Source organism: Butyrivibrio fibrisolvens (genome assembly GCF_023206215.1).
GTDB classification, from domain to species: domain Bacteria; phylum Bacillota; class Clostridia; order Lachnospirales; family Lachnospiraceae; genus Butyrivibrio; species Butyrivibrio fibrisolvens_C.
The window spans coordinates 713,149-736,827 of record NZ_CP065800.1 but is presented as its reverse complement, the minus strand read 5'-3'; the positions used below and the strand labels follow the sequence as shown (position 1 = coordinate 736,827).

17 protein-coding genes are annotated in these 23,679 nt (G+C 37.9%); 1 reads left to right on the top strand and 16 read right to left on the bottom strand.

Translation table 11 applies throughout. The annotated features are described in order from the left end of the window. Nucleotides 1-980 precede the first annotated feature (980 nt). Nucleotides 981-2,273, top strand: coding sequence for an IS110 family transposase (locus I7804_RS02990; RefSeq protein WP_248404858.1), 1,293 nt, complete (start codon nt 981-983; stop codon nt 2,271-2,273). 387 nt (nt 2,274-2,660) lie between these two features. Here I7804_RS02990 and I7804_RS02985 read toward each other — a convergent pair whose 3' ends face one another. The 16 genes from I7804_RS02985 to I7804_RS02910 all read right to left on the bottom strand — a co-directional run bounded on the left by I7804_RS02985 (nt 2,661) and on the right by I7804_RS02910 (nt 23,676). Then, entirely contained in the window at nt 2,661-3,920 is a 1,260-nt protein-coding gene (locus I7804_RS02985) for an RHS repeat-associated core domain-containing protein (RefSeq protein ID WP_248404856.1), read from the bottom strand. A 35-nt stretch (nt 3,921-3,955) separates the two neighbouring features. Then, nucleotides 3,956-4,702, bottom strand: a complete 747-nt coding sequence (locus I7804_RS02980; RefSeq protein ID WP_248404855.1) for a hypothetical protein — start codon at nt 4,700-4,702, stop codon at nt 3,956-3,958. 887 nt (nt 4,703-5,589) lie between these two features. Next, the gene (locus I7804_RS02975) at nt 5,590-6,678 is read right to left on the bottom strand and encodes an RHS repeat domain-containing protein (RefSeq protein WP_248404853.1); all 1,089 of its coding nucleotides are present in this window, start codon (nt 6,676-6,678) and stop codon (nt 5,590-5,592) included. Nucleotides 6,679-7,123: 445 nt separating this feature from the next. Continuing rightward, nucleotides 7,124-7,552: a hypothetical protein gene (locus I7804_RS02970; protein ID WP_248404851.1), complete on the bottom strand. Its 429-nt coding sequence runs from the start codon at nt 7,550-7,552 to the stop codon at nt 7,124-7,126. 322 nt (nt 7,553-7,874) lie between these two features. Further along, complete coding sequence (locus I7804_RS02965) at nt 7,875-9,656, bottom strand: RHS repeat domain-containing protein (protein ID WP_248404849.1); 1,782 nt, start codon at nt 9,654-9,656, stop codon at nt 7,875-7,877. A gap of 288 nt (nt 9,657-9,944) precedes the next feature. After that, nucleotides 9,945-10,169, bottom strand: coding sequence for a hypothetical protein (locus I7804_RS02960; RefSeq protein WP_248404847.1), 225 nt, complete (start codon nt 10,167-10,169; stop codon nt 9,945-9,947). A gap of 185 nt (nt 10,170-10,354) precedes the next feature. Then, nucleotides 10,355-11,134 carry a hypothetical protein gene (locus tag I7804_RS02955; RefSeq protein ID WP_248404845.1) on the bottom strand — a complete coding sequence of 260 codons (780 nt, stop codon included), beginning with the start codon at nt 11,132-11,134 and terminating at the stop codon, nt 10,355-10,357. A gap of 10 nt (nt 11,135-11,144) precedes the next feature. Next, nucleotides 11,145-13,259: an RHS repeat domain-containing protein gene (locus I7804_RS02950; protein WP_248404843.1), complete on the bottom strand. Its 2,115-nt coding sequence runs from the start codon at nt 13,257-13,259 to the stop codon at nt 11,145-11,147. Nucleotides 13,260-13,754: 495 nt separating this feature from the next. After that, nucleotides 13,755-14,000: a hypothetical protein gene (locus tag I7804_RS02945; RefSeq protein ID WP_248404841.1), complete on the bottom strand. Its 246-nt coding sequence runs from the start codon at nt 13,998-14,000 to the stop codon at nt 13,755-13,757. Nucleotides 14,001-14,192: 192 nt separating this feature from the next. Beyond that, a complete protein-coding gene (locus I7804_RS02940; RefSeq protein WP_282570512.1) occupies nt 14,193-14,780 on the bottom strand; it encodes an RHS repeat-associated core domain-containing protein in 588 nt (195 codons plus the stop codon). Between the two features lie 58 nt (nt 14,781-14,838). Next, nucleotides 14,839-15,261 (bottom strand): DUF5071 domain-containing protein, encoded by a 423-nt coding sequence (locus I7804_RS02935; RefSeq protein ID WP_248404839.1) that lies wholly within the window; start codon nt 15,259-15,261, stop codon nt 14,839-14,841. Between the two features lie 4 nt (nt 15,262-15,265). Continuing rightward, nucleotides 15,266-16,411 (bottom strand): RHS repeat-associated core domain-containing protein, encoded by a 1,146-nt coding sequence (locus I7804_RS02930; protein ID WP_248404838.1) that lies wholly within the window; start codon nt 16,409-16,411, stop codon nt 15,266-15,268. A gap of 189 nt (nt 16,412-16,600) precedes the next feature. After that, a complete protein-coding gene (locus tag I7804_RS02925; RefSeq protein ID WP_248404837.1) occupies nt 16,601-17,014 on the bottom strand; it encodes an RHS repeat domain-containing protein in 414 nt (137 codons plus the stop codon). 190 nt (nt 17,015-17,204) lie between these two features. Then, nucleotides 17,205-17,486 carry a hypothetical protein gene (locus tag I7804_RS02920; protein ID WP_248404836.1) on the bottom strand — a complete coding sequence of 94 codons (282 nt, stop codon included), beginning with the start codon at nt 17,484-17,486 and terminating at the stop codon, nt 17,205-17,207. Between the two features lie 81 nt (nt 17,487-17,567). After that, the gene (locus I7804_RS02915; RefSeq protein ID WP_248404835.1) at nt 17,568-17,963 is read right to left on the bottom strand and encodes a hypothetical protein; all 396 of its coding nucleotides are present in this window, start codon (nt 17,961-17,963) and stop codon (nt 17,568-17,570) included. A gap of 58 nt (nt 17,964-18,021) precedes the next feature. Then, nucleotides 18,022-23,676, bottom strand: a complete 5,655-nt coding sequence (locus I7804_RS02910; protein WP_248404834.1) for a DUF6531 domain-containing protein — start codon at nt 23,674-23,676, stop codon at nt 18,022-18,024. Between the last annotated feature and the right edge of the window lie 3 nt (nt 23,677-23,679).

The following is a 23,679-nucleotide window of genomic DNA, read 5'->3' as shown; positions in this document are numbered from 1 at the left end:
GAGTATTAGTGTAAATATTGCTCCTATCATTACCTGCCCCATAGTAAGCAATAGCCTTTTTTATCCATAAATATAAATCCTTTTGTATAAAGCAAATCAATTTATAATTCCTTTAACTTTGCAATCTGATATTCTTTTAAAGGGAATGTATTAATGCTATTTTCTCCATTGCTAATAGTAAAGGAGTTATCACTATTTTGAACGAATGTATAAGGATGTGAATCATCACTAATCAGTAATGATTGCGAGAAAACATTATTAACACACAAATACTCCTTTCTAGAAGATAACATTATATTAAATGAAGATATGAATTCATAAATAATGGGAATGAAAAAGGATAAGAACAGTTCCACACGCCATATTACAATTCCAAAATTTACTCTATAAAATGCCTTAAGCAATAGATGGAGGATTAAAACGCCTAATACAGACAAATGTAAAAATAATAATAATTTCTTTGTCACAGGAAATCTGGCTATAACGATTCTGGAATAATTATCTGTTTCTGTAACAATAAAAGCCAGTACTTCTAATAACACGATACCTATAGAGCACCAAATATAAGTGTATTTGCTTTGATCATATTCGATAAAACTTAATAAGTTGTGATAAGTATACTGGTAAACACCTCCGCTTATTAAACAGTATGTGCATATAATCATGATGATCTTTCCAATAAAATTAGCCTGTTTCTTTTGGGAATTTTCAATATTATTGTTAGTATAAAATTGAAAAACTATATAAATAACCATACCCGGCCAATAAATCCATAAAAAAAACGAATACAAGTATCGTAAAATAATTTCCATATATTGTTTTAGACTCCCTTCTATCGGTCATTCATTCTGACTAGCTTCCTGTATAATTCAAAGTGTAGATGAAACAAGTAGTTCTGGATATTAAGAGATACCTCAGTTAAACTGTTTATTGCTGACCCGTCGAAGTTGGCAAAAACAGAAAAAGAGAGGTATCTACAAATGAATTCTACACAAAACAAAAAGATTAGACAAGTGACAGAAAAGACAATGATTGTCGGTATTGATGTTGGAAGCGTTAAGCACTATTTCAGGGCTTTTGATTGGAGAGGAATCGAACTCACCAGAAGACCTATCCCATTCACCAATTCAATGGAGGGATTCAACGCTTTCCATGATGTAGTAAATGACCTGATGGACAAGAACAACCTTGAGATTACCCTTGTAGGTCTGGAACCCACGGGGCACTACTGGTTTAACCTTGGGCAGTATATGAATGGCAAAAATATAAAGTTTGTCATGGTTAATCCTCATCATGTACATAAGTCCAAAGAGCTTGACGATAACAGTCCGTCAAAGAATGACTGTAAAGATCCTAAGGTCATTGCTAATCTCGTAAGAGATGGCCGCTACTTCTACACATATATGCCATCAGGAATATATGCGGAACTCAGAAATGCTTCAAACCGTAGATTTACATTGGTAGAGGAGCAGATACGTTGTAAGAACAGGATTCATAAATGGATCAGCGTATATTTCCCTGAATACAAAGGAATTTATACACATATAGATGCCAAGGGAGGCATACTCCTTTTAAAGAATGCACCTACTCCGGAAGATATAATAGAGATTGGTGTTGAAGGTATCATTAAGATATGGAAGGACGCAAAACTGCGTGGAAATGGTCATAAGAAGGCCATAACCATATTTAATAGGGCTTTGAACAGTATAGGCTTTAAGGAAGGTCTTACTGAGGCCAGAATCGAAATAAAGGATCTCATAGAGGATTATGAGACACAGACAAAACGGCTTGAACAGATCAATGATCTGATCAAGAACCTCACCCTTCAGATAAAGCATGTGGATAAGTTGCTTGAGATAAAGGGTGTAGGGATAATAACAGTAGCAGGTTTTATAGCGGAAGTTGGAGATATCACGCGCTTTGATAATTCCAAAGAACTTCAGAAACTTGCTGGATTGGAACTGGTAGAAGACAGTTCTGGAAAGCATAATGGCAAGACCAAGATAAGTAAAAGAGGGCGAAAGCGCTTGAGATATCTGCTCATTCAGGCAGCCATATCGGTTATCGGAAAGAATGCAGAATTCAAGCAGATCCATAATTATTACACTACCAGAAATGACAATCCGTTAAAGAAGATGCAGTCGGTAACAGCAGTAGCCTGTAAGCTGATAAGAGTATTCCATGTAGTCCTTGTAAAAGGAGTCAGCTACGATGCATCAAAGATGCTTGAGGACATCAAGTATCCGGGAGGAGCAAAGCTTATAGCTGCATAATCCCACAACTCACAGCTATTACAGGAAGCGTCCACCGCAAGGTGCTGTAATGCAAAGTGTTTTGGATCAGTAACAAACAAAGAGTGAGCTGGTAGCCAGCAGGAATTTTTTCCGGAGGGCTTTGACCCTGTTGATTAGCTGAGCTGGCACCCTGGTTATGGATAGGCAGAACGAAGGAAGTGAGGACTCCCCTTGCTGGGATGATCCTGTTGGACATGAGAGGTGAGCTGCCATATAGGGATGGGTATACATCGAGGCCATTTAAATCGTAATCATAAGACGTTTTATTTGGAGTACCCATTTATACCTATATATCTGTCATTTATAGACAAGGATTACTCCATAACCTAAGTTCTACTCATACTGAGGATAGAAAAAAACTTGAAATTACTGAAGAAAACACTTGATTATATGGAGAGGACATTCATTATCATTTGTTAAATTGTCAATTATATAGGATGCAGATTGACCTAACAAACTCTGATTTTTTAAATCATTTATTACATACCATGCTATTTGGCTACCAATATCAGGGTCAGTTGACTGTAAAGCATTACTGTATTCATCGCCCATTCCTCCAATTACTGCTTGTGCCATCCCATTTAGTAGAGATTTTGATGCGAGCCTACCAAAATTAGGATTACGATTTCCGTTTTCAACGTTAGTAATAAATTCACTAGTTGCTGTACCAGATACACCTCCCCAGAAATTTCCCCAGAATCCAGCCCTTGTGGCTGAAGTTACTTTACTATTTACATAAGTTGACCAAAAGCCAGAGCTAAATGAATTGCCTGTTGCTGTACTAATAAATCCACCTACTGTACTAGTAACAACATCTTTATTTTCCAATAATGCAGTACCTACAGTTTCAAGTGTTGCACCTCCAGATGCCATAACTGCTCCTGCGCCAGCAACTATAGTTCCTCCTATCATAGCACCAGCTGCAGCATTGTCCACTGCTTTTGTAAGATTAGCATGGCTATCATTTTTCCAATCAGATATTACAGAAGCATCATATGCCACCCCAGCGCCTACAACAGCGCCAGCAGCAATTAATGGAACAGAAACGGGAGCAGTCGCTGTAGCTAATGCTATACCTCCAACAACTGCAGCTGTAGTTGCAACTGCCATTCCGGCAGTTGCAAGTGCATCACTTACATTAAAATCTTTTAAGCTTAGCCATTGTCCATTTCTATCAACGAAAGAGTATGGGTTGTTAATACAATAACTAAACGAGTTAAGTGTATTAGGATATTCTATGATGCCCTTCCTTAAATCGACACCTATAAATCTACCTATATCTGCACTGTAGTATCTTGCCTGTGCAAACTTAAGTCCAGATACTTCATCTTCCTGATAGCCTGTGAATGCAAATGGCTGGATGATGTTGCCCTCTGTGGTATAAGCATGCTTAGTGTGCTGTTTATTGCCTGCCTCTTTGATCTTGCCTGTGAACGGATCAATGCCACGTCCAAAATCATCAAATGCATATGATGATACTGCTGCACCGTCTGTACCTGTCATGTACATTGGTGAGCCAAGTTCATCCTGAAGATAATAGTAGTTATCACCTGCTTTAGACATAGAGATTACGTTCTTGTCATAGATGAAGCTTTCTGTCTCGCCGTTGACTGTTCTTTCAAGCATGTTGTAGCAGTCTCTTGAAAGGTCGCAGAGGTATTCTATTCTTTCTTTATGGCGTATGGGGATGCTACTCTGAAGCCAAGGCCGTTGTACTGGTTCTCGAGCTCTCCCTTTTCAGAATCAACCACTTTAGACAGCATGTTTGTGGCATCGAAAGTAAAGGTCTTGTTTAGAAGGCCGTCTACATACTCATTTGTCTGATTGCCACGCTTATCGTAATCGTAGGATCTTACTATAGCCTGACAGTTATTTAATTCTTTTGCTTCTATAAGCCTGTCGAGAGCATCATATCTGTATGTTGTTTGAGCATCTCTTTCAGTAAGGCTGGTTCTGTTGCCAAAGGCATCGTACTCATAGGAAGCTCTTAACTCTCCATTCAGGCTGGATCTTGTGAGTCTTCCTATCTCATCATACTGGTAATCATACTGACCTGATATTGCATCAAGATCTCTTCTTTCTCTGTTAATTCCAGAGATGAGGCCTAAATTGTTGTAGCTGTAGAAGTACTTATCAAGTATACCTTCTTTATCAAAGCTTGTCATACTCTCGATGTTACCACCCGGAAGGTATGAGTAATCCTGTCTTACTCCGTTTGGAAGGAGCTTTTCGATAAGTCTTCCGAGATTGTCGTAGGAATAGGATGTATGCTCATTGGAGCTTTCTTCAAAGCCTTTTGACGTTATGGATGAGAGCTTTCCTTCATCATCGTAGCTATAAAGAGCCTGTCTGCCATCAGGGTATGTGAGCTTTGTCTTTTCACCTATGGAGTTATACTCATAGCCCACTGTTCTATTTTGATAGTCTGTTACCTTTGAAAGACGTCCAAAGATATCGTTTTCAAGTGTAGTCTTTCCAAGCCAGTCGTTGATCTCGCTAAGGTGGTTCAGTTCATCATAGCTAAATGCTACACTTCTGCCATCAGCATATCCAACCTTGGTTACTGCGCCTAGATCATTATACTCATAGGTTGTATCGAAGCTGTCTCTGTCTGTCTTTGTGATAAGGCGGCCATACTGGTCGTATTCATATGTCTCTTCCTGGCCAAGGGCATCGGTTACTTAAGTCACAAAAAAATACCAATTGCAATTACTCTAATCATGTTCGTTGCTGTTTTCTCTTATCTCAAGCACATCAAATTGCTCTAACATAAAAAAATGATATGCCTGAGTAAGTAGTTTAGATGGCCCCATAGTACCTATTCCGGTTTTTCCTATATATGTCATATGTAAAAGAGTATTATCACCAAATGATTCAATTTTAACATTGTAAGTATGACCATAATCTTTGTTACCACTCCCATTAGTAGCAATATTAAGAGCGCCAAAAACTAATTCCCCTTCAGTATTGGATTTTTAGTAAAAGTCCAAGATTTTAAATACTTACTAGTAAAAGCTGAATCTAGTTTGTACATGACATAGGAACTATTATCCTTAATTAAATATGTAATTCCATCAATCGTTTTTATATCCTCATTCTCATTCTTGGGATTTCTAAGCTTTTGATTATTTATTTCAATAACGATATGTCTAATGATAAATATAATAATCAATAAATAAAATATAATCATTTATGCTCCTAAATAACTGGTGATTTAAAAATATAAAATATATGTAAAGACTTTTCCAACATGTCATAGTATAAATCACTGGATTAGATATTAGTACTTCAAAGGTTAATCTTCGCACTCTCCATTTATATTATTGGTTATCAACCTAGATTTTTCTTTTGCTTTCAAAACAGTAGCAGCAACATTTTGAAGACCTTTTAGTTTTGCCTTAGGCAATGATAATTCATTGTTTACTTCTTTATATGAATTTTCAATCACATATTTTGCACCATCATATAATGCTTGAAATGGATAAAACAAAGGCGATCCATATGTTTCAGTAACGTGTAACTCTGCAACTTGTCCTTCAACTCCTACCCCCAATGACAAATATCCTCCAAATTTATTTTTTTCACCCGTTGGATCAGCATCACCAGAGGCCCACATACCTGCACCATATACTATAACTTCACCTCCGCTAACTCCTACTTCTGTTCCATAGCCCTGAGCACAAGTTATATCATCCGCCCACATCATCCCAGCATAAAGTGACCCTTTTGCAGACGAACCCATTTGAACGCCAAGTCCACCTGCTAATTGAACACCAAAGCAATAAAGCGGATCTGTAAATATTTTAGTAGTATCTATCACAAGCTGAGCACCATAACTACCAACTCCTCCTGATCCTGCGGATCCCGATCCGCCTATTATAATAATAGGATGATCTTTTTCATCTAGTTTATCCATAAAACTATCTATGGAATTATCTACTGTCTCTATGGCATTTGACGTTTCTTCGACATGTTCTTTATAATCAACAAACTCATCATCAATAGGTTCTCTACCATTTAAGTCAACAAGTTTGATAGGCATATTATAACAATATAAATAATGATTTATACTGTCTGGACGAATCTTATGACCTCTAACCTTATCCTCACTTACAAAGCGTCCATTTCCTGCATTATAGAATCTTGCCTGAGCAAAGTAACTTTCTGTCATCTCGTCGGTCTGATACCCGGTGAATGCAAGTGGCTGAAGGATATTTCCCTGTTTTTGGTACTGAGGTTTTTCTTTTCCTGTGCAAGGATCCAGATTCCTTCCAAATTCATCGTAAGCATATGTGTCCGACACTGTTCCATCTGTTCCTGTCAGATACATGCCTGTACCCAGTTCGTCCAGCATATAGAAATAGTCATCACTGGCTTTAGACATTGACACAACGTTATTATCATATACATAGCTTTCTCTCTCACCATTTACACTACGCTCAAGCATATTATGGTAGTCTTTGGTGAGGTCTAGAAGGTATTCAATCTTTTCTTCAGGACGGGTTACAGCTACTCGCTTTCCAAAGCCGTTGTAGCTATATGTTGCTTCTCCTTTGATTTGCTAAAATAGTATTTTCGCCATTTACTCCAAAAAAGCCTAGAATAAGCTACTAATTACTTCTGATTTTTATTATTTTTTTATCTGAGCGAACTCCATATAATAATATAAAAACTGACTAATAGGTAAGAGTATAAAAAATATACTTAATACTCTCTTCTCCATTTTCCAGCATATAAACGAAAGAACCAGAATCATAATTACATAAAATATACCCCCAACAATTTTATATATCATCTTTTTCTTATCTATCATACGTTTTATCCTTCTTTCACAAACTCAGTTCTTCCTGAAAATATTTCTGTAATGTCAATAAGTGTTCTTTATTTAATACAAAAGTATCTGCACTATCCTCACCATTGCTAATATAATATGAATTATCATCATTCTTCTTGAATTTCAAAGGATGAGAATCATCCATAACGAGCAAGACCTGAGTTAACCCGTTATTAATGCACATGTATTCTCTATCCGAAGATACCGTAAGGTTAAATGATGATATAATCACAAAGCTTATTAGTACGAATAGATTAATTACTAATTCAATACGCCAAACAACAGTTCCAATATCAATTATGCCTATGCCTTTTAAAAACAAATGTATTACAAGAACAATTACAGAAAGCATTTGAATTATCTTTAGTATTTGCTTTATCAAATCAAACCTAAAAATATATATTTTTTTTTCATTATCACTCATAAAACCTAGATAGGAAAAGCATTCCAAAAAAAGAATCCCTAAACTACATATAATAAAAATCCTTTTGCTTTGATAACGCTCTAGTATACATGACAAGAAAAGAAATGCATATTTATATACTCCATATCTTATGGATATATATAATATTGGAATGCTTATAAGTTTAGCAATAAAATTGCTTTCCCTTTCTACATCAAATTTTTTTCCTATAATATACTGTGTAATACAATACAGATTCACTGCCAAACTAAAATATAAAATCATAAAATGAATGATAATATATATAGCTGCCTCAAAATCCTGGTTCATATGTACATCCCCTTTAATTATTGTCACTAGGACACGCATTGTTGTTTGTTATCTCTTCTACAACAAACGATGCTGTCTCTCCTAACAAATTTTGATTCTTTAAATCATTTATGCCATACCATAACAGTTTGGTAGTTGTATCTGCGCCACATTCCTCAAGAACAGAACCATATGCATCTCCCATTCCTCCTAATACGCTCTGCACCAATCCAGTTGTCGCAGACTTTGCAAAAGCTTTTCCTACATGAAATGTCTTATCACCATTTTCTGAAAAATTAGTAAGCTCACTTGTTGCTGATCCAGCTATTCCTCCCACTAAATTGCCAAAGACTCCTCCATTAAATTTAGTAGTAACTTTGCTATTTACATATGTTGGCCAAAAACCTGAGCTAAATGAATCACCTTTAGCCATGCTTATAAGGCCGCCAAAGGTTCCAGTAACTACATCCTTGTGCTCTAACATTGCTGTACCAACTGTTTCAAGCGATGCGCCGCCTGCTGCTGTTACAGCACCTGCTCCTGCAACTAACGTTCCTCCTATCATTGCCCCTGCAGTAGCATTATCTACGGCTTTTTGCAAATTAGCATGTTCGTCATTTTTCCAATCAGAAATTACAGAAGCATCATATGCTACTCCCGCACCAACAACTGCTCCTGCAGCAATTAATGGAACCGAAACGGGAGCAGTAGCCGTTGCCAAAATAACTCCACCAGCAACTGCTGCAGTAGTTGCAACAGCCATTCCAGCAGTAGCAAGCGCATCACTTACATTGAAATCTTTTAGACTCAACCATTGGCCATTCTTGTCAACAAAGGTGTATGGGTCATTAATACAATAACTAAACTGGTTAAGTGTACTTGGAAACTCTATTATTCCCTTTTTTAAATCGACTCCGACAAATCTTCCATTATAAGCACTATAAAATCTTGCCTGTGCAAACTTAAGTCCTGATACTTCATCTTCCTGATAGCCTGTGAATGCAAATGGCTGGATGATGTTTCCTTCTGTGGTATAAGCATGCTTAGTGTGTTGTTTATTGCCTGCCTCTTTGATCTTGCCTGTGAATGGATTAATACTACGTCCAAAGTCATCAAATGCATATGATGATACTGCTGCTCCGTCTGTACCTGTCATGTACATTGGTGAGCCAAGTTCATCCTGAAGATAATAGTAGTTATCGCCTGCTTTAGACATAGAGATTACGTTCTTGTCATAGATGAAGCTTTCTGTCTCGCCGTTGACTGTTCTTTCAAGCATGTTATAGCAGTCTCTTGAAAGGTCGCAGAGGTATTCTATTCTTTCTTCAGGGCGTATGGATGCAACTCTGAAGCCAAGGCCGTTGTACTGATTCTCGAGCTCTCCCTTTTCAGAATCGATCACTTTAGACAGCATGTTTGTGGCATCGAAAGTAAAGGTCTTGTTTAGAAGGCCGTCTACATACTCATTTGTCTGATTGCCACGCTTATCGTAATCGTAGGATCTTACTATAGCCTGACTGTTATTTAATTCTTTTGCTTCCACAAGTCTGTCAAGAGCATCATACCTGTATGTAGTCTGAGTATCGCTTTCAATAAGGCTGGTTCTGTTGCCAAAGGCATCGTACTCATACGAGGCTTTTAACTCTCCATTTAGGCTAGACCTTGTTAGTCTTCCTATCTCATCATACTGGTAGTCATACTGACCTGATATTGCATCAAGATCTCTTCTTTCTCTGTTAATTCCAGAGATAAGACCGGTGTTGTTATAGCTGTAGAAATATCTATCAAGCTGACCTTTTTTGTCGAAGCTTGTCATACTCTCGATGTTACCACCCGGAAGGTATGAGTAATCCTGTCTTACTCCGTTTGGAAGGAGCTTTTCTATAAGTCTTCCGAGCTCGTCGTAGGAATAGGATGTATGCTCATTGGAGTTCTCTTCTATTACCTTGGCTGTGATAGATGAGAGCTTTCCTTCTTCATCGTAGTTATAAAGAGCCTGTCTTCCGTCAGGGTATGTGAGCTTTGTCTTTGCACCTAGTGCATTATACTCATATGCTACTGTTCTGATAGTCTGTTACCTTTGAAAGACGTCCGCACATTGGAGTCAGGCACTCAGATTCTGGCCCTCATCCATCCCCGAAACAAGCAAGGATATCTCAGTAAGGCCCTTTACAGAATGCATGAAGCGCTTTCTTCCGTTATTTCTGGTTGTTACTGGCTTTATTATGCTGGGAGAGACTGCACCTGATAGCATCTTCAGCGCAAGCTTAGAATACTCATCATCTTCCAATGTGTAGGAGATGTGAGAAAATGATTTCTGGATGATCATAAATACTTTATTTCCTTGTACTATCTCTTCTTAAGACTTTATGGTTATTTCGATATTTTAAAATATATGCCAATCCATGACATAAGACCGCCGATTGGGGCAATCTTATGTTATATTTATTCTTTATTTCCAGCTTTCAATTTCTTGGGTCAACATTGATACATTTTCTGTCATAAGATCAATATTTATTTCTTATACTTGATTTCAATCGCATCGCTTACTTGTTGCAATGTGTAACTTCCAAAATTTACTTTGTTAAATAATAGCTGTATGAAATCTGATCTCATATACTCGAAATAATAGTAGGTCTTTCCTCCAAGCTCATATTCTATGATATCATTTGGTTTAACACCATTGATTGTTAAACCATAGACTTCTTCCTTGTTGTCCCACCCGAAAATATAGATACTATCTCCACAATCTGTTTGTATAAGATATTGAGGAGAAACAATAGACCATACAACAATCTGAGAAATATAATCATCAAAATCATATCGATATGGGGGCATCTTTTTCATATTTGAAATTGTAAATGAATAATCATATGGTTGAGAATACTTTCCATCTGTTATTTTCAATTTATACCAATAAATAGCCTGTCCAGATACACACTCATCTTTTTCGGCGCAAACAATATATGCTTCTTCATTTTCCAATTGTAGTATTTTTAAAATCACAGACTCAGATGTTTCTGTTGTTTTCTCCAACATTTCTTTATTAGATATGGCCTCTTCAACAGTGTCATAATACGTTAATTTCATATCATTCTTATATTCATAGTTACTTGATTCTTGATCTTCAGATACCGAATCCTGAATAATTGTTTTATTGATAGAAATAGAACTAGTGACATCACTCACATCACTCCCACGTATGATAACAAAGATAATCATTCCAATAAAAAATGCAAAAAATAATCCAATTGCAATTAGTAATATTTTAAACAATTTAACTATGTCTTTCATATCTCTCCTTTTAATTCGTGCAAGCAGTGGCTGTTTGACATATTTTCTGAAGTATCTCTGGATACTGCTTCAAAACTTGAGCTAATTCTGGATAGTTTGCATTGATATACTTTATTACCATAGCTGCTGTTACTTCTTCATCCCCTAGAGCAAGATCCGCTACTGTAAATATTAACGCTGCAATTAGTGCTCCCAGTGCAACCTTTTTTTTGGCATCATCAAGTATATCCTTCCAGTTCTTAGTAATTCCTTTAATAGTCGTTTTTTCTGTAACAGTAAATGGTCCTTCAAAACCTTCAAGTTGAATAGTTTCTCCATATGATACCTCATTAATAACAGCAACACTTGATCCGTCAAGATCTATTATTCTACCCGCGGATATTTTTCCTGATCCCCCTTGGACAAATTCCGTTGTATTTCCAGCTGTTACCTCAAGTTTACTATCCGAAAAATTAGTCCCTAGTGTCAAAGAAAAGCACGCATCATTCCCATACACAGCTGGTGAATACAGATTGAAGGTAGCTCCAGCAAAAGTTGCACCATATCCATTCTGAGAAGTATAATTTAAAACTATGTTATCTCCTCCAGAGTGCGCTATAGTTTCAAATTCAACTACATTACCGTCTTTTATAATGGTATCATCTTTTAAAGTTACATCATAACCAACAATAGATTTACCTATTTCTTCAAAATCATTACATAAATCATTCCATGCATCTTCCATCCAGCCAGGCAACTTACCATTCTTATCTGAAAATCCTACCGGATTTCCAAAGCAGTAGCTATAATGATTCAATGTATATGGAGCATTCTTGAATCCTTTAATAATATCCTCTGACTGGAATCGTCCTGCTTTTGCATTATAAAATCTAGCCTGAGCAAACTTAAGTTCAGATACTTCATCTTCCTGATAGCCTGTAAATGCAAATGGTTGGATGATGTTTCCTTCTTTTGTGTAGTCTTTCTTATTGCCGGACTCTGCTATACCATTTGAATACATGTTTCTATGCTCTTTGAGCTTGCCTGTAAATGGATCAATGCCACGTCCAAAGTCATCAAAAGCATATGATGATACTGCTGCTCCATCTGTACCTGTCATGTACATTGGTGAGCCAAGTTCATCCTGAAGATAATAGTAGTTATCACCTGCTTTAGACATAGAGATTACATTCTTGTCATATATAAAGCTTTCTGTCTCGCCGTTGACTGTTCTTTCAAGCATGTTATAGCAGTCTCTTGAAAGGTCACAGAGGTATTCTATTCTTTCTTCAGGGCGTATGGATGCAACTCTGAAGCCAAGGCCGTTGTACTGGTTCTCAAGCTCTCCCTTTTCAGAATCGATCACTTTAGACAGCATGTTTGTGGCATCGAAAGTAAAGGTCTTGTTTAGAAGGCCGTCTACATACTCATTTGTCTGATTGCCACGCTTATCGTAATCGTAGGATCTTACTATAGCCTGACTGTTATTTAATTCTTTTGCTTCCACAAGTCTGTCAAGAGAATCATACCTGTATGTAGTCTGAGTATCGCTTTCAATAAGGCTGGTTCTGTTGCCAAAAGCATCGTACTCATAGGATGCTCTTAACTCTCCATTCAGGTTGGACCTTGTGAGTCTTCCAATCTCATCATACTGGTAGTCATACTGACCTGATATAGCATCAAGTTCACGTCTTTCTCTATTGATTCCAGAGATCAGACCCGAATTGTTGTAGCTGTAGAAGTACTTATCAAGTATACCTTCTCTATCAGTGCTTGTCATACTTTCAAGGTTACCGCCTGGAAGGTATGAATAATCCTGCTTTACTCCGTTTGGAAGAAGTTTTTCTATAAGTCTTCCTATTTCATCATAAGCATAGGATGTCTTCTCATCGAAGCCTGTATCTATTCCCTTTGAAGTTATAGATGAGAGCTTTCCTTCTTCATCATAGCTATAAAGAGCCTGTCTTCCATCAGGGTATGTAAGCTTTGTCTTTTCTCCAATGGAGTTGTATTCGTATGCTACTGTTCTGTCCTGATAGTCTGTTACTTTTGAAAGACGACCACGGATGTCGTTTTCAATAGTTGTTGTTCCAAGCCAGTCGTTTATCTTACTTAGCTTATTAAGCTCATTATAGCTAAAGGCCACGCTTCTGCCATCACTTTTCTAAATGAACTGCAAGCCCTATAGATTTACTTGTCTTAAAACTTTTACCTACTCAAAGACATTTTAAAAAAGGCATAAGATAGAGCAATAGTCCAAAAAACAAATATACAGATAAGTGCTACATTACCCTTCATGTTATGTCCTTGTCTTTTTTTTCTAGTACACACAAACACTTGTTCTATTATTATAGATATACAAGACAACAAGAATATACTAATAATATTAATAGCACCACTATATTTCCAATAATCTTTACTATTTGGCAAAAGAAAGCGACCTATAAATGATCCTAAAAGCAAAGCATTATTACAGATGCGTATTATTCCTGTTGATAATTTGATATCTTTATTTATTGACAAAGGATTTCCTAGAATTTTGACAAAATACGGCGATAAATAGTCATAGTTATCTCCTAGTTCACTATCTATACAACTAAAAAAATATATGGCGCCCCAAATTAGTATTACAAAAAAACAATTATTCATCACATTCACCATCTTCTACAATAATTTCCTCTGTTGGTTCAACATTGTTATCTTGATTCCCATTGAATAAACTTGTCAAAAATGACGTTACTGGACCACCTATAGCTGTTGTAAGTGCAGAGACACCCAATCCTTTAGTTAAATCGTATCCTATCTTCTGAAGTGCATTACTTGCGTAGCCATATATGTTTACATAACTAGATTGTCCAATTATCAATTGTCCTCCAGCTTTAAACATATACTGATGTTGTCCTGCCGAATATACCCCCTTGGTAGCACCTGAACCTCCCGCAAAGCCAGCAATCGCACCTGCTGCACCATTTATCGTAGCATCATATATTATTTTATCTAAACTCTCTCCTTTTTGTATGTCGTTTACAACAGATACTCCTATAGAATTAACACCATTTAATACTGATGCAGCAGCTCTTCAAACTCCTGAACCAGTAATCAGCCCGGCAATGGCGCCACCCACTCCAGAAACAGCTATTTGACCTAAATGAATATCATGATCTGGATTTGTAGCTATTTCTAATCCTGCTTCCATTGTTGCGCTCATCGTTCCACAAATAGCTGCTCCAGTAGACATTGCAGATGCAACAGCCGCCCCAGCTGTTCCTCCAACAACAGCCTCTGCAACTGCTGTTACTGCTCCAACTCCCGATCCTATTAGAGCTCCGGTACCCGCTCCTATAGCTCCATTCTTCACGACTTCGCCAATGTCAACTTTTTCACCTTTCACAATAGAAGATGCGACTGTAGCTCCTGCACCAATAACTGCTCCTATTCCAGCACCTATTGCAGCACTTAATAAAAATTTTCCGTTAGCATCTATAAATACATTTGGATTATTAACACAATACACAAAATGATTAAGAGTTTCTGGTAATTCAATAAATCCTCTAACCTGGTCCTCGCCAACAAATCTACCATTATCAGAGCTATAGAATCTAGCCTGTGCAAACTTAAGTTCTGAAACCTCATCTTCCTGATAGCCTGTAAATGCAAATGGCTGGATGATGTTGCCTTCTGTTGTATAGGCATGATTACCAGACTGCTTATTTCATGCTTTTTTCTCAGCTGTGTTTTGCTTTAGCTCTGTTATATAGTTCTCGAGCTATTATCTGCATTTCCTCATAATCATCATCTATATCTTTTATATTTACTATAGTTTCCAGTTCTTTTTCTAATTGCATAATATAACTGTCAGAAAAGTTTGATACTAAATATTTTAGAATCCATTCTGTCCATTCCCAATCTCTGCTCTTCAATATACTTTTTATGCATGGAATAGATATTTGCTCTCTCTTCTTTAGAATATTCATTAACGGTATAGCAATTGGCCAATTAATATCTTTGGTCCATTCAAACAATTCTTTTATAATTATCTGCATTTCCGAATCTGATAACCCATCGATTACATCGAGCTTACTATCATCGAATTTATTCTTAGGTACAAGACTTAATAAATCTCCTTTATTAATCACTTTATCATCCATATTATTATTCTCCACATTTCATTTTTACGCTAATAGATTGCAACATTACCGTTAAGTAATAAGGATCTGTATTTGCTGTATCACGTGATGCCATCCAATCATCTAATTGACTTATATCTCTAGGATAAACACTAACATGATTAGTACCATTTTGTTCAGCGACAAGAACTCCTGTCGCATTAACGGCCTCAATTGTCGTTACGGTATATTTTCCCGATGTTGGTGGTGTTAAAGAATATGATAAACCATCAACATCTGTTGAGCGTGGTGTCAAATTTGTGCCATTACCAGACCCCATCCTATAAATGTAGGTTACATCTTGATCGTCAGTCTTAGTATCTGCGACTTCCATAGGATGTTCAGCAACAAAAGTACCTACCGTCTTAACTGCATCTACAGTATCCTTAGCAACATCGCTGACAACTTCACATGTTGTATCCCATGCATCACTCGCAACATCACAAGCTACATCCCATGCATCTACTGTAACATCACAAGCTACATCCCATGCATCTACTGTAACATCACAAGCTGCATCCCATGCATCTTCCATCCATCCAGGTAACTTACCATTCTTATCTGAAAATCCAACCGGATTACCAAAACAGTATCCATAATGATTAATAGTAAGGGGTTTATTTATAAATCCCTTTCTTGGATCTTCTGACAGAAAACTTCCTGAAGCTGCATCATAAAATCTTGCCTGTGCAAACATAAGACCTGATACTTCATCTTCCTGATAGCCTGTGAATGCGAATGGTTGGATGATGTTTCCTTCTGTTGTATAGGCGTGATTGCCAGACTGCTTATTAGCTGATTTCTTGAGCTTTCCGGTGAACGGATCGACGCTTCTGCCAAAGTCATCAAATGCATATGATGATACAGGTGCTCCATTTGTTCCTGTCATGTACATTGGTGATCCCAGTTCATCCTGAAGGTAATAGTAGCTGTTTCCTGCTTTTGACATTGATACTACATTCTTATCATATACAAATGTTTCTGTCTCGCCATTAACAGTACGTTCAAGAAGGTTGTAATAATCTCTTGAAAGATCACAGAGATACTCTATCTTTTCTTCAGGTCTTGTGGATGCTACTCTGAATCCGAGTCCATTGTACTGATTCTCTAGTTCTCCCTTATCTGTATCCATTACCTTTGACAGCATGTTTGTAGCATCAAAAGTAAAGGTCTTCTGTAGGAGTCCATCTACGAATTCTCTTGTCTGATTACCACGCTTATCGTAATCATATGTCTTTACGATTGCCTGCGCATTATTAAGCTCTCTTGCTTCTACAAGTCTGTCGAGAGAGTCGTACTTGTATATAGTCTGAGTATCTTTCTATATAAGAGATGTTCTATTGCCAAATGCATCATACTCATAAGAAGCTCTAAGCTGTCCGTAAAGAATAGAGCTTGTAAGTCTTCCTATAGCATCATACTGGTATTCATACTGACCTGATATAGCATCAAGGTCTCTACGGCTTCTGTTGATACCACTGATAAGGCCGCTGTTATCATAGCTGTAGAAATACTTATCAAGTATACCTTCCTTATCAATGCTTGTCATACTCTCAAGGTTTCCACCCGGAAGGTATGAATAGTCCTGCTTTACTCCGTTTGGAAGAAGCTTTTCTATAAGTCTTCCGATTTCATCATAAGCATAAGAAGTTTTTGTAAATATAGAGATTTTCAAGCCATGCTCTGCGTCGTACCATGTCGTCATCATACTTGCGCAGAGCGCTGCACATCGCATGAAGATCACGGAGCCTCTTATCATCAAAATGATCCCCGTTTCCAAGAACAGTACTTATGAAGTTTTAATTCTTGTTAATAAACTCCTGATGACTGTCGCTATCTCCTTGCGACAATACAGGGACTATAATAAACCTAACTTCACCTTTGGCACTATCAATAAACACCCTCTCAGGATCAAGCTCTAGAAACTACTTTTTCAGAAATGTCTGAGCATCAATATCCTGCAGCACTTCCTTGTGGCACCCAAAAATACGGCAAATAAGCCCATCTTCCAGGGCAGAGCCCATGGATGAAAGCGATGTTAATTCCTTTACGGAATACATAAAACGCTTTGCACCATTGGCCTTGCTGGAGACAGGTTTTATGATGTTTATAGACGCTGAATTTGATAACATCTTCAGCGCAAGTTTTGAATACTCATCATCTTCTAATGTGTAGGAGATGTGAGAGAAGGATTTAAAAATGATCATAATTTTGATCCTTAATTAGTAGTAATCAAAATAGGATTGATATTTTAAACAACTAAACACAAATCATCATCTTAATAATATTTATGGCTTTTCTATCACTGCATATTTTGAATGCGGTAAATACGTAATATTCACAATATCTCCTTTAGTTATCCCTTCCTCTGCATACGCCACGTTAAATTCATAATCAGTTTTATCAATAGTAACAATTATAGTTTTAAATAAACCTAACAATCCTCCATCTGTAACTGCCTGAGATACTATGCCTTCTTGAACACAATACTCTCCTGAATCAATCACTGGTTTATCTCTAATTATCGGAATAGCTACAAACCATGTATATCCTATAACTAATATTGGTATTATTGATTTATAAAGTATTCTAAGTAATCGATCATCTCTTAAAAAATCAAATTTATCCCAATACGACTTATTTAATAGAAAATATATAGAAGCAAATATGCCAACAATATACAATATGATAAAAAAATAATATATCTTACAAAAATAGCATAATACATAATTATCACGTCTCCTAATTACCACAACTTTGAGCTTCATTTGTTAAATATGAATCTAAGAAATTAGCAATCATATTCGCACCCCCATTTAAACCCAAAGCCGCTCTGCCATAATCATCTATAATAGACCAAAAACTTCTTGTATTAAAGTTTTTGAAAACCCATAATGGATCATACACTGATGTTACTGCGGCTTTAATTAGTCCTGGTGAAAATTTATTCAGAAGTCCTATACCAGCATCAAATCCTGCACCAACAAAACCAGCGGCCATCGCATGCATTAACATTTTTGATCCGCTGACTTCTCCATCAGTTACGGAATTCGTAAGATAATCACTCATCAGAGAACTAGCTATTCCTCCCACTGTATTAGGCATAGGAATTTTTGAATTAGCTATAGCTCCTCCAAAAGCTGCTGCTGCATAAGCCTCTGGCGATGATATTTGCCCATTCTTTATGTCCACCACAACTTGTCCACCAACGCCTAAAATCGCACCGCCTGGATTGGCTGCAAAAGAAGCTAATGCGACCGATGTATCTGCCATACCTCTTGCAAAACCTTTCTCGAAGCCATCTTCGCTTGTTGCCCCCATGACTAACCCGCCACCAACACTCATCGCTCCAACTGCAAGAGCTGTTCCTGCTCCACAAGTGGCAACAGTCACAGTAACAGCAGCTGCTGTAATTACTGTTGCATTAATAATTTCCTTATGTTCTTCATAGATCTCACCTACTTTATCACATGTTTTATCTACTGCATTATCTACTGCATCGCCAACTGAATCACATACATCACATGCTTTATCCCACGCATCAGCAGCCCACTCAAATAATTTTCCGTTTCTATCAACAAATCCTACTGGTTTTCCAAAACAATAACTGTAATGATTCAAGGTGAATGGACTACTCGTAAATCCCTTTACGATATCTTCTGACTGAAATCTTCCAGTATCTGCATCGTAGAATCTAGCCTGTGCAAATTTAAGACCTGATACCTCATCTTCCTGATAGCCTGTGAATGCGAATGGCTGGATGATGTTACCATCTGTTGTATAAGCATGATTGTCTGACTGCTTATTTCCTGTTTTCTTGATCTTTCCAGTAAATGGATCAATGCCACGGCCAAAGTCATCGAATGCGTATGATGATACAGGTGCTCCGTCTGTACCTGTCATGTACATTGGTGAGCCGAGTTCATCCTGGAGGTAATAGTAGCTGTTTCCTGCTTTTGACATGGAGATCACGTTCTTATCGTAGATGAAGCTCTCTGTCTCACCGTTTACAGTGCGCTCAAGAAGGTTAAAGCAGTCTCTTGAAAGATCACAGAGGTATTCTATTCTTTCTTCTGGTCTTGTTGATTCAACTCTGAAGCCAAGGCCGTTGTACTGGTTCTCAAGTTCGCCTTTTTCGGAGTCTACTACTTTAGACAGCATGTTTGTAGCATCGAAAGTAAAGGTCTTGTTTAAAAGACCATCTACATACTCACTTGTCTGATTGCCACGCTTATCGTAATCGTAGGATCTTACTATCGCCTGACTGTTATTTAATTCCTTTGCTTCTATAAGTCTGTCAAGAGCATCATATCTGTATGTGGTCTTAGCATCGCTTTCAACAAGGCTTACTCTGTTTCCAAATGCATCGTACTCATAAGAAGCTCGTAACTGTCCGTTAAGGCTGGATCTTGTAAGTCTTCCTATTGCATCATACTGGTAGTCATACTGACCTGATATTGCATCCAGATCTCTTCTTTCTCTGCCTATTCCTGAGATAAGGCCTGAATTGTTGTAGCTGTAGAAGTACTTATCAAGTATACCTTCTTTATCAGTGCTTGTCATACTCTCAAGGTTACCACCTGGAAGGTATGAGTAAGCCTGTTTTACTCCATTTGGAAGGAGCTTTTCTATAAGTCTTCCTATTTCATCATAAGCATAGGATGTATGCTCATCGAAACCTGTGTCTATTCCTTTTGATGTTATAGATGAAAGCTTTCCTTCTTCATCATAGCTATAAAGAACCTGTCTTCCATCAGGGTATGTGAGCTTTGTCTTTTCTCCTATGGAGTTGTACTCATAGCCTACAGTTCTGTTTTGATAGTCTGTTACTTTTGAAAGGCGTCCGAAGATGTCGTTTTCAAGTGTGGTCTTTCCAAGCCAGTCGTTGATCTCACTCAGGTGGTTAAGCTCATCATAACTAAATGCTACACTTCTGCCATCTGCATATCCTACCTTGGTTACTGCGCCAAGATCATTGTATTCATAGGTTGTATCGAAGCTGTCTCTATCTGTCTTTGTGATAAGGCGGCCATACTGGTCGTATTCATATGTCTCTTCCTGACCAAGGGCATCGGTTACTTTTGTGAGCTGACCTGCAAGGTTGTAGGAGTAGAGGGTTACGTGGCCGTTTTCTCCAACTTTAGGAAATACATCACGCTTTATATCTACATTAGAAGGATCAATAGAGATTCCATTTACATTCTTGCTTGTGATATCATCTGTAATTCTGCCTTCTGCTCTATGGATACTCTTAAGGTTATCGAGTTCATCATAGGTGTATGCTGTCTCGTTGCCAAGAGCATCTACTACGCTCTTTAGCTTTCCTGTTGGTGTGTATGTGTAAAGAGTTGTGCTACGTCCGTTAGATACTTTTGTAGCTCTTCCCATGGCATCGTATTCATATGATGCTGTGCGTCCGTCACTTCCTTCTACCTTTACTACTCTGTTAAGGGCATCATAAGAATAGCTGATAGTATAGCCATCAGCGAATGTTCTCTTTTCTACTCGGCCTGCGTTGTCATAGATGAGTTCCTGGTCTTTTCTTCCGCAGAAATATATAGCATGAAGCTTTCCTGACTTGGTATACTCAAACTTTCTTACTCTTCCGGCTGGGTCTGTTACTGTCTCTATGGCACCTGACTTTGTGTAGGTATAAGAAGAGCCATGTCCAAGAGGGTCAGTCTGTCTTACTACTCTTCCAAGTTCGTTATACTCTCGTGTATATCTGTTACCAAGTGTATCTGTTAAAGCTGTGATCTTGCCATTCTCATCGTACTCATAAGACTTCTCATGTCCAAGGGCATCTGTTTCTTTGATCACTTGGTTAAGGGCGTTGTATTTACGGCTGTTTACCTTTATATCTCCAAGATACCTTGCTAATACATTGCCATTCTTATCATAGTCATAGCCGGTGGTCCTACCTTCAGGATCTGTGACTTTTTTGATACGCATGAGAGGATCATACTCGTAAAGAATTGTTCCACTATTAGGAAGGGTTATCTTCTCTTCCTTCCACATACTGTTATAGTCAACATTTGTTACTCTTCCTGCTTCATCTGTTACCTTGCAGGGCTTACCTATGATGTTGTATTCCCATGTCTTTGTAGTTCCGTCAGGATTTGTTATCTTTGTTACTTTTCCGCTCTCGTTGTACTCATATGATGTACGGTTACCAAGGGCATCTGTTACGGATGTTATCCTGTCAGCATCATCATATGTATATGTCCTGGATGATCCTTCTATATCGCTTGTCTTTATTACCCTTCCAAGGCTGTCATACTCATAGAAGGTCTTTACTCCTTCTGGGTCTGTTATGCAGCTTACGTTTCCTTCTGCATCATAACTAAGAAGGGTTATGTTTCCTTCTTCGTCCTTAACCTTCTTGAGGTATCTTCCTGTGTAGTAGAAGCGCTTCTTATTGCCAAGAGGATCCTTAACTTCAAAGAGGTTACCTTGTATATCATATGTATACTTATAGCTGTTTCCTTTGGGATCCTTTAAGGCCATGAGCCTTCCGTCAGCATTATAGGTCATGCAGGTCTTATGGCCCATGGGATCTATAATGCTTGTAAGGTGACCTCTGTTGTCATAGGTATATCTAGTTGTATATCCAAGCTTGTTGGTATGTGATATCTTCTGGTTGCGCTTATTGTATGTGAAGCTTTCTTCGCCGTCATAGTACTTAGTACCTGTATGGCGCATCTTGGCATCATGCTTATATACTACCTTGTTGCCATTTTGTTCTGTTGCTGTTGTGGTGCGCTTCTTGTCATCATATGCATAAGTCATGACTCCGCCATCTGGGAATGACTGCTTTATGGTTCTTCCCTGACTGTCATAGGTATTGGTTATAGCTTTTATGCCGCGCTGATTAGTTACTTCTGAGATCTTACCGTCTTTAGAATAATCGTAAGATGCTGTAGTTCCATCTGCATAGGTTACAGACTCAAGAACCTGAACTGATTTGGGATCATCAGGCTCAGAGACAGATTTATAGGTATACTTAACAACCCTTCCGGCATGGTCCTTAAGGGATGTTATATTTCCATATTCATTGTATGTAAAGAAAAGGGCTGCGATTCCCGGTGTCTTAACGGATGCTAGACGTTTTTCAGACTTTTCCTCAGATGTCTTTACGTTAGTATATAAAAGTTCTGCAACTGCTCCGTTATCATCACCCAGTTCTACAAGATATCCGTTTTCATCGAATTTCTTGTACTGGCCATTGTCCTGACGCAGGATATAGGTTTTCTTTTTTATTATCTCTTCGGCTGTTGATTCTGAGTCATCTTCTATCTCTGACAAAAGGCCTGGTTCGCCGTGAATCTCTTCGTAGTACTTCTTACCTTTGATGATGCGCTCTTTATAAAGGCCTATACTTCCGTCTGCATAGGATATGCGGATTCCTTCTTCGTCTCTTGTAAGGTGCTCTGAATAGGTTGTGCTCCAGCCGTTTCCAAGGATGAAGTCTTCTTTGGATGATGGAAGAGCGTTATAGAATCTCTTGAATGTAAGAGGATAGAGTCCGCCTATCTTGAGATCTTCATGCTCATTTATATAGTTACCTGTACACATGTTTACAGGATCGTATTTATATACTTCACATCGTTCCTTATTACCATTAAGGTAATCGGCCATGTTCTGCATATAGGTGTCGTATTCCTGTTTGGTAGCTTCATCAAGTGATGAGGATGGATCTTTATACCAAGGAAGGAGGGTAGTATCTGAGTAGTTTAGAACAGTATCCTGCAGCTGCTGTGATGTAAGTTCAAGGAATCCTTTTAAGTTTGATTCTATGTCTGCAAGAAATGAATCGATTTCTGATCCTGTTATCTCGTTTGCATGGGTATCATTGAAACTGCAAAGGTAATTTTTGGTCTTGGGTACTCTTCCCTCAGTGCTGCCATTTCTTGTAATAAAACCAAAGTATGTCTTGGTATTACCAGGTAGTGGCTGGGTGAATTCGACTCCTGCTATGGAACATCCTGATACCAGCCCTTGATATACCTCTTCTATATCGTCACTTACTGTTTCGAAATTGCTGATATAGGTCTCGAAGTCATTTATTATCTCTTCAAGGCGAGAGAGCTTCATTCTGGCGGTGTCATCTTCTGTAACTTCATCCTTGAAGTTTTCAAGAAGTTCATCCTGCTTAGTCATGAATTCCTGTATTACCCATACGAGGTCTTCTATCATCTTGATCTGATAGTCCTGTATGAAGGCCTTGGCTGCCTCTGCTTCAGGTCCTGTATGTGTATCGTCATCCACGAATGCTTTGAATTTCAGAATCAGTGTATCTGACATTGACAGGAAAGTATTGTACTTTTCCTGACATGCTGTAAAATATTCGGCCAGCTTCGCCTGGTCCCATGTGAGTTCCCCGTTATCTCCTGCCATTTA

Bases quoted from the DNA above. Each gene is read 5' to 3' on its own strand.
- I7804_RS02960 (WP_248404847.1), bottom strand. From the start codon at position 10,169: ATGATCATCCAGAAATCATTTTCTCACATCTCCTACACATTGGAAGAT.
- I7804_RS02985 (WP_248404856.1), bottom strand. From the start codon at position 3,920: ATGCTTGAAAGAACAGTCAACGGCGAGACAGAAAGCTTCATCTATGAC.
- I7804_RS02920 (WP_248404836.1), bottom strand. From the start codon at position 17,486: ATGATCATTTTTAAATCCTTCTCTCACATCTCCTACACATTAGAAGAT.
- I7804_RS02990 (WP_248404858.1), top strand. From the start codon at position 981: ATGAATTCTACACAAAACAAAAAGATTAGACAAGTGACAGAAAAGACA.
- I7804_RS02910 (WP_248404834.1), bottom strand. From the start codon at position 23,676: ATGGCAGGAGATAACGGGGAACTCACATGGGACCAGGCGAAGCTGGCC.
- I7804_RS02970 (WP_248404851.1), bottom strand. From the start codon at position 7,552: ATGAGTGATAATGAAAAAAAAATATATATTTTTAGGTTTGATTTGATA.
- I7804_RS02925 (WP_248404837.1), bottom strand. From the start codon at position 17,014: ATGCGATGTGCAGCGCTCTGCGCAAGTATGATGACGACATGGTACGAC.
- I7804_RS02975 (WP_248404853.1), bottom strand. From the start codon at position 6,678: ATGTCTAAAGCCAGTGATGACTATTTCTATATGCTGGACGAACTGGGT.
- I7804_RS02945 (WP_248404841.1), bottom strand. From the start codon at position 14,000: ATGTTTAAAGCTGGAGGACAATTGATAATTGGACAATCTAGTTATGTA.
- I7804_RS02965 (WP_248404849.1), bottom strand. From the start codon at position 9,656: ATGACAAGCTTCGACAAAAAAGGTCAGCTTGATAGATATTTCTACAGC.
- I7804_RS02930 (WP_248404838.1), bottom strand. From the start codon at position 16,411: ATGGATACAGATAAGGGAGAACTAGAGAATCAGTACAATGGACTCGGA.
- I7804_RS02955 (WP_248404845.1), bottom strand. From the start codon at position 11,134: ATGAAAGACATAGTTAAATTGTTTAAAATATTACTAATTGCAATTGGA.
- I7804_RS02935 (WP_248404839.1), bottom strand. From the start codon at position 15,261: ATGGATGATAAAGTGATTAATAAAGGAGATTTATTAAGTCTTGTACCT.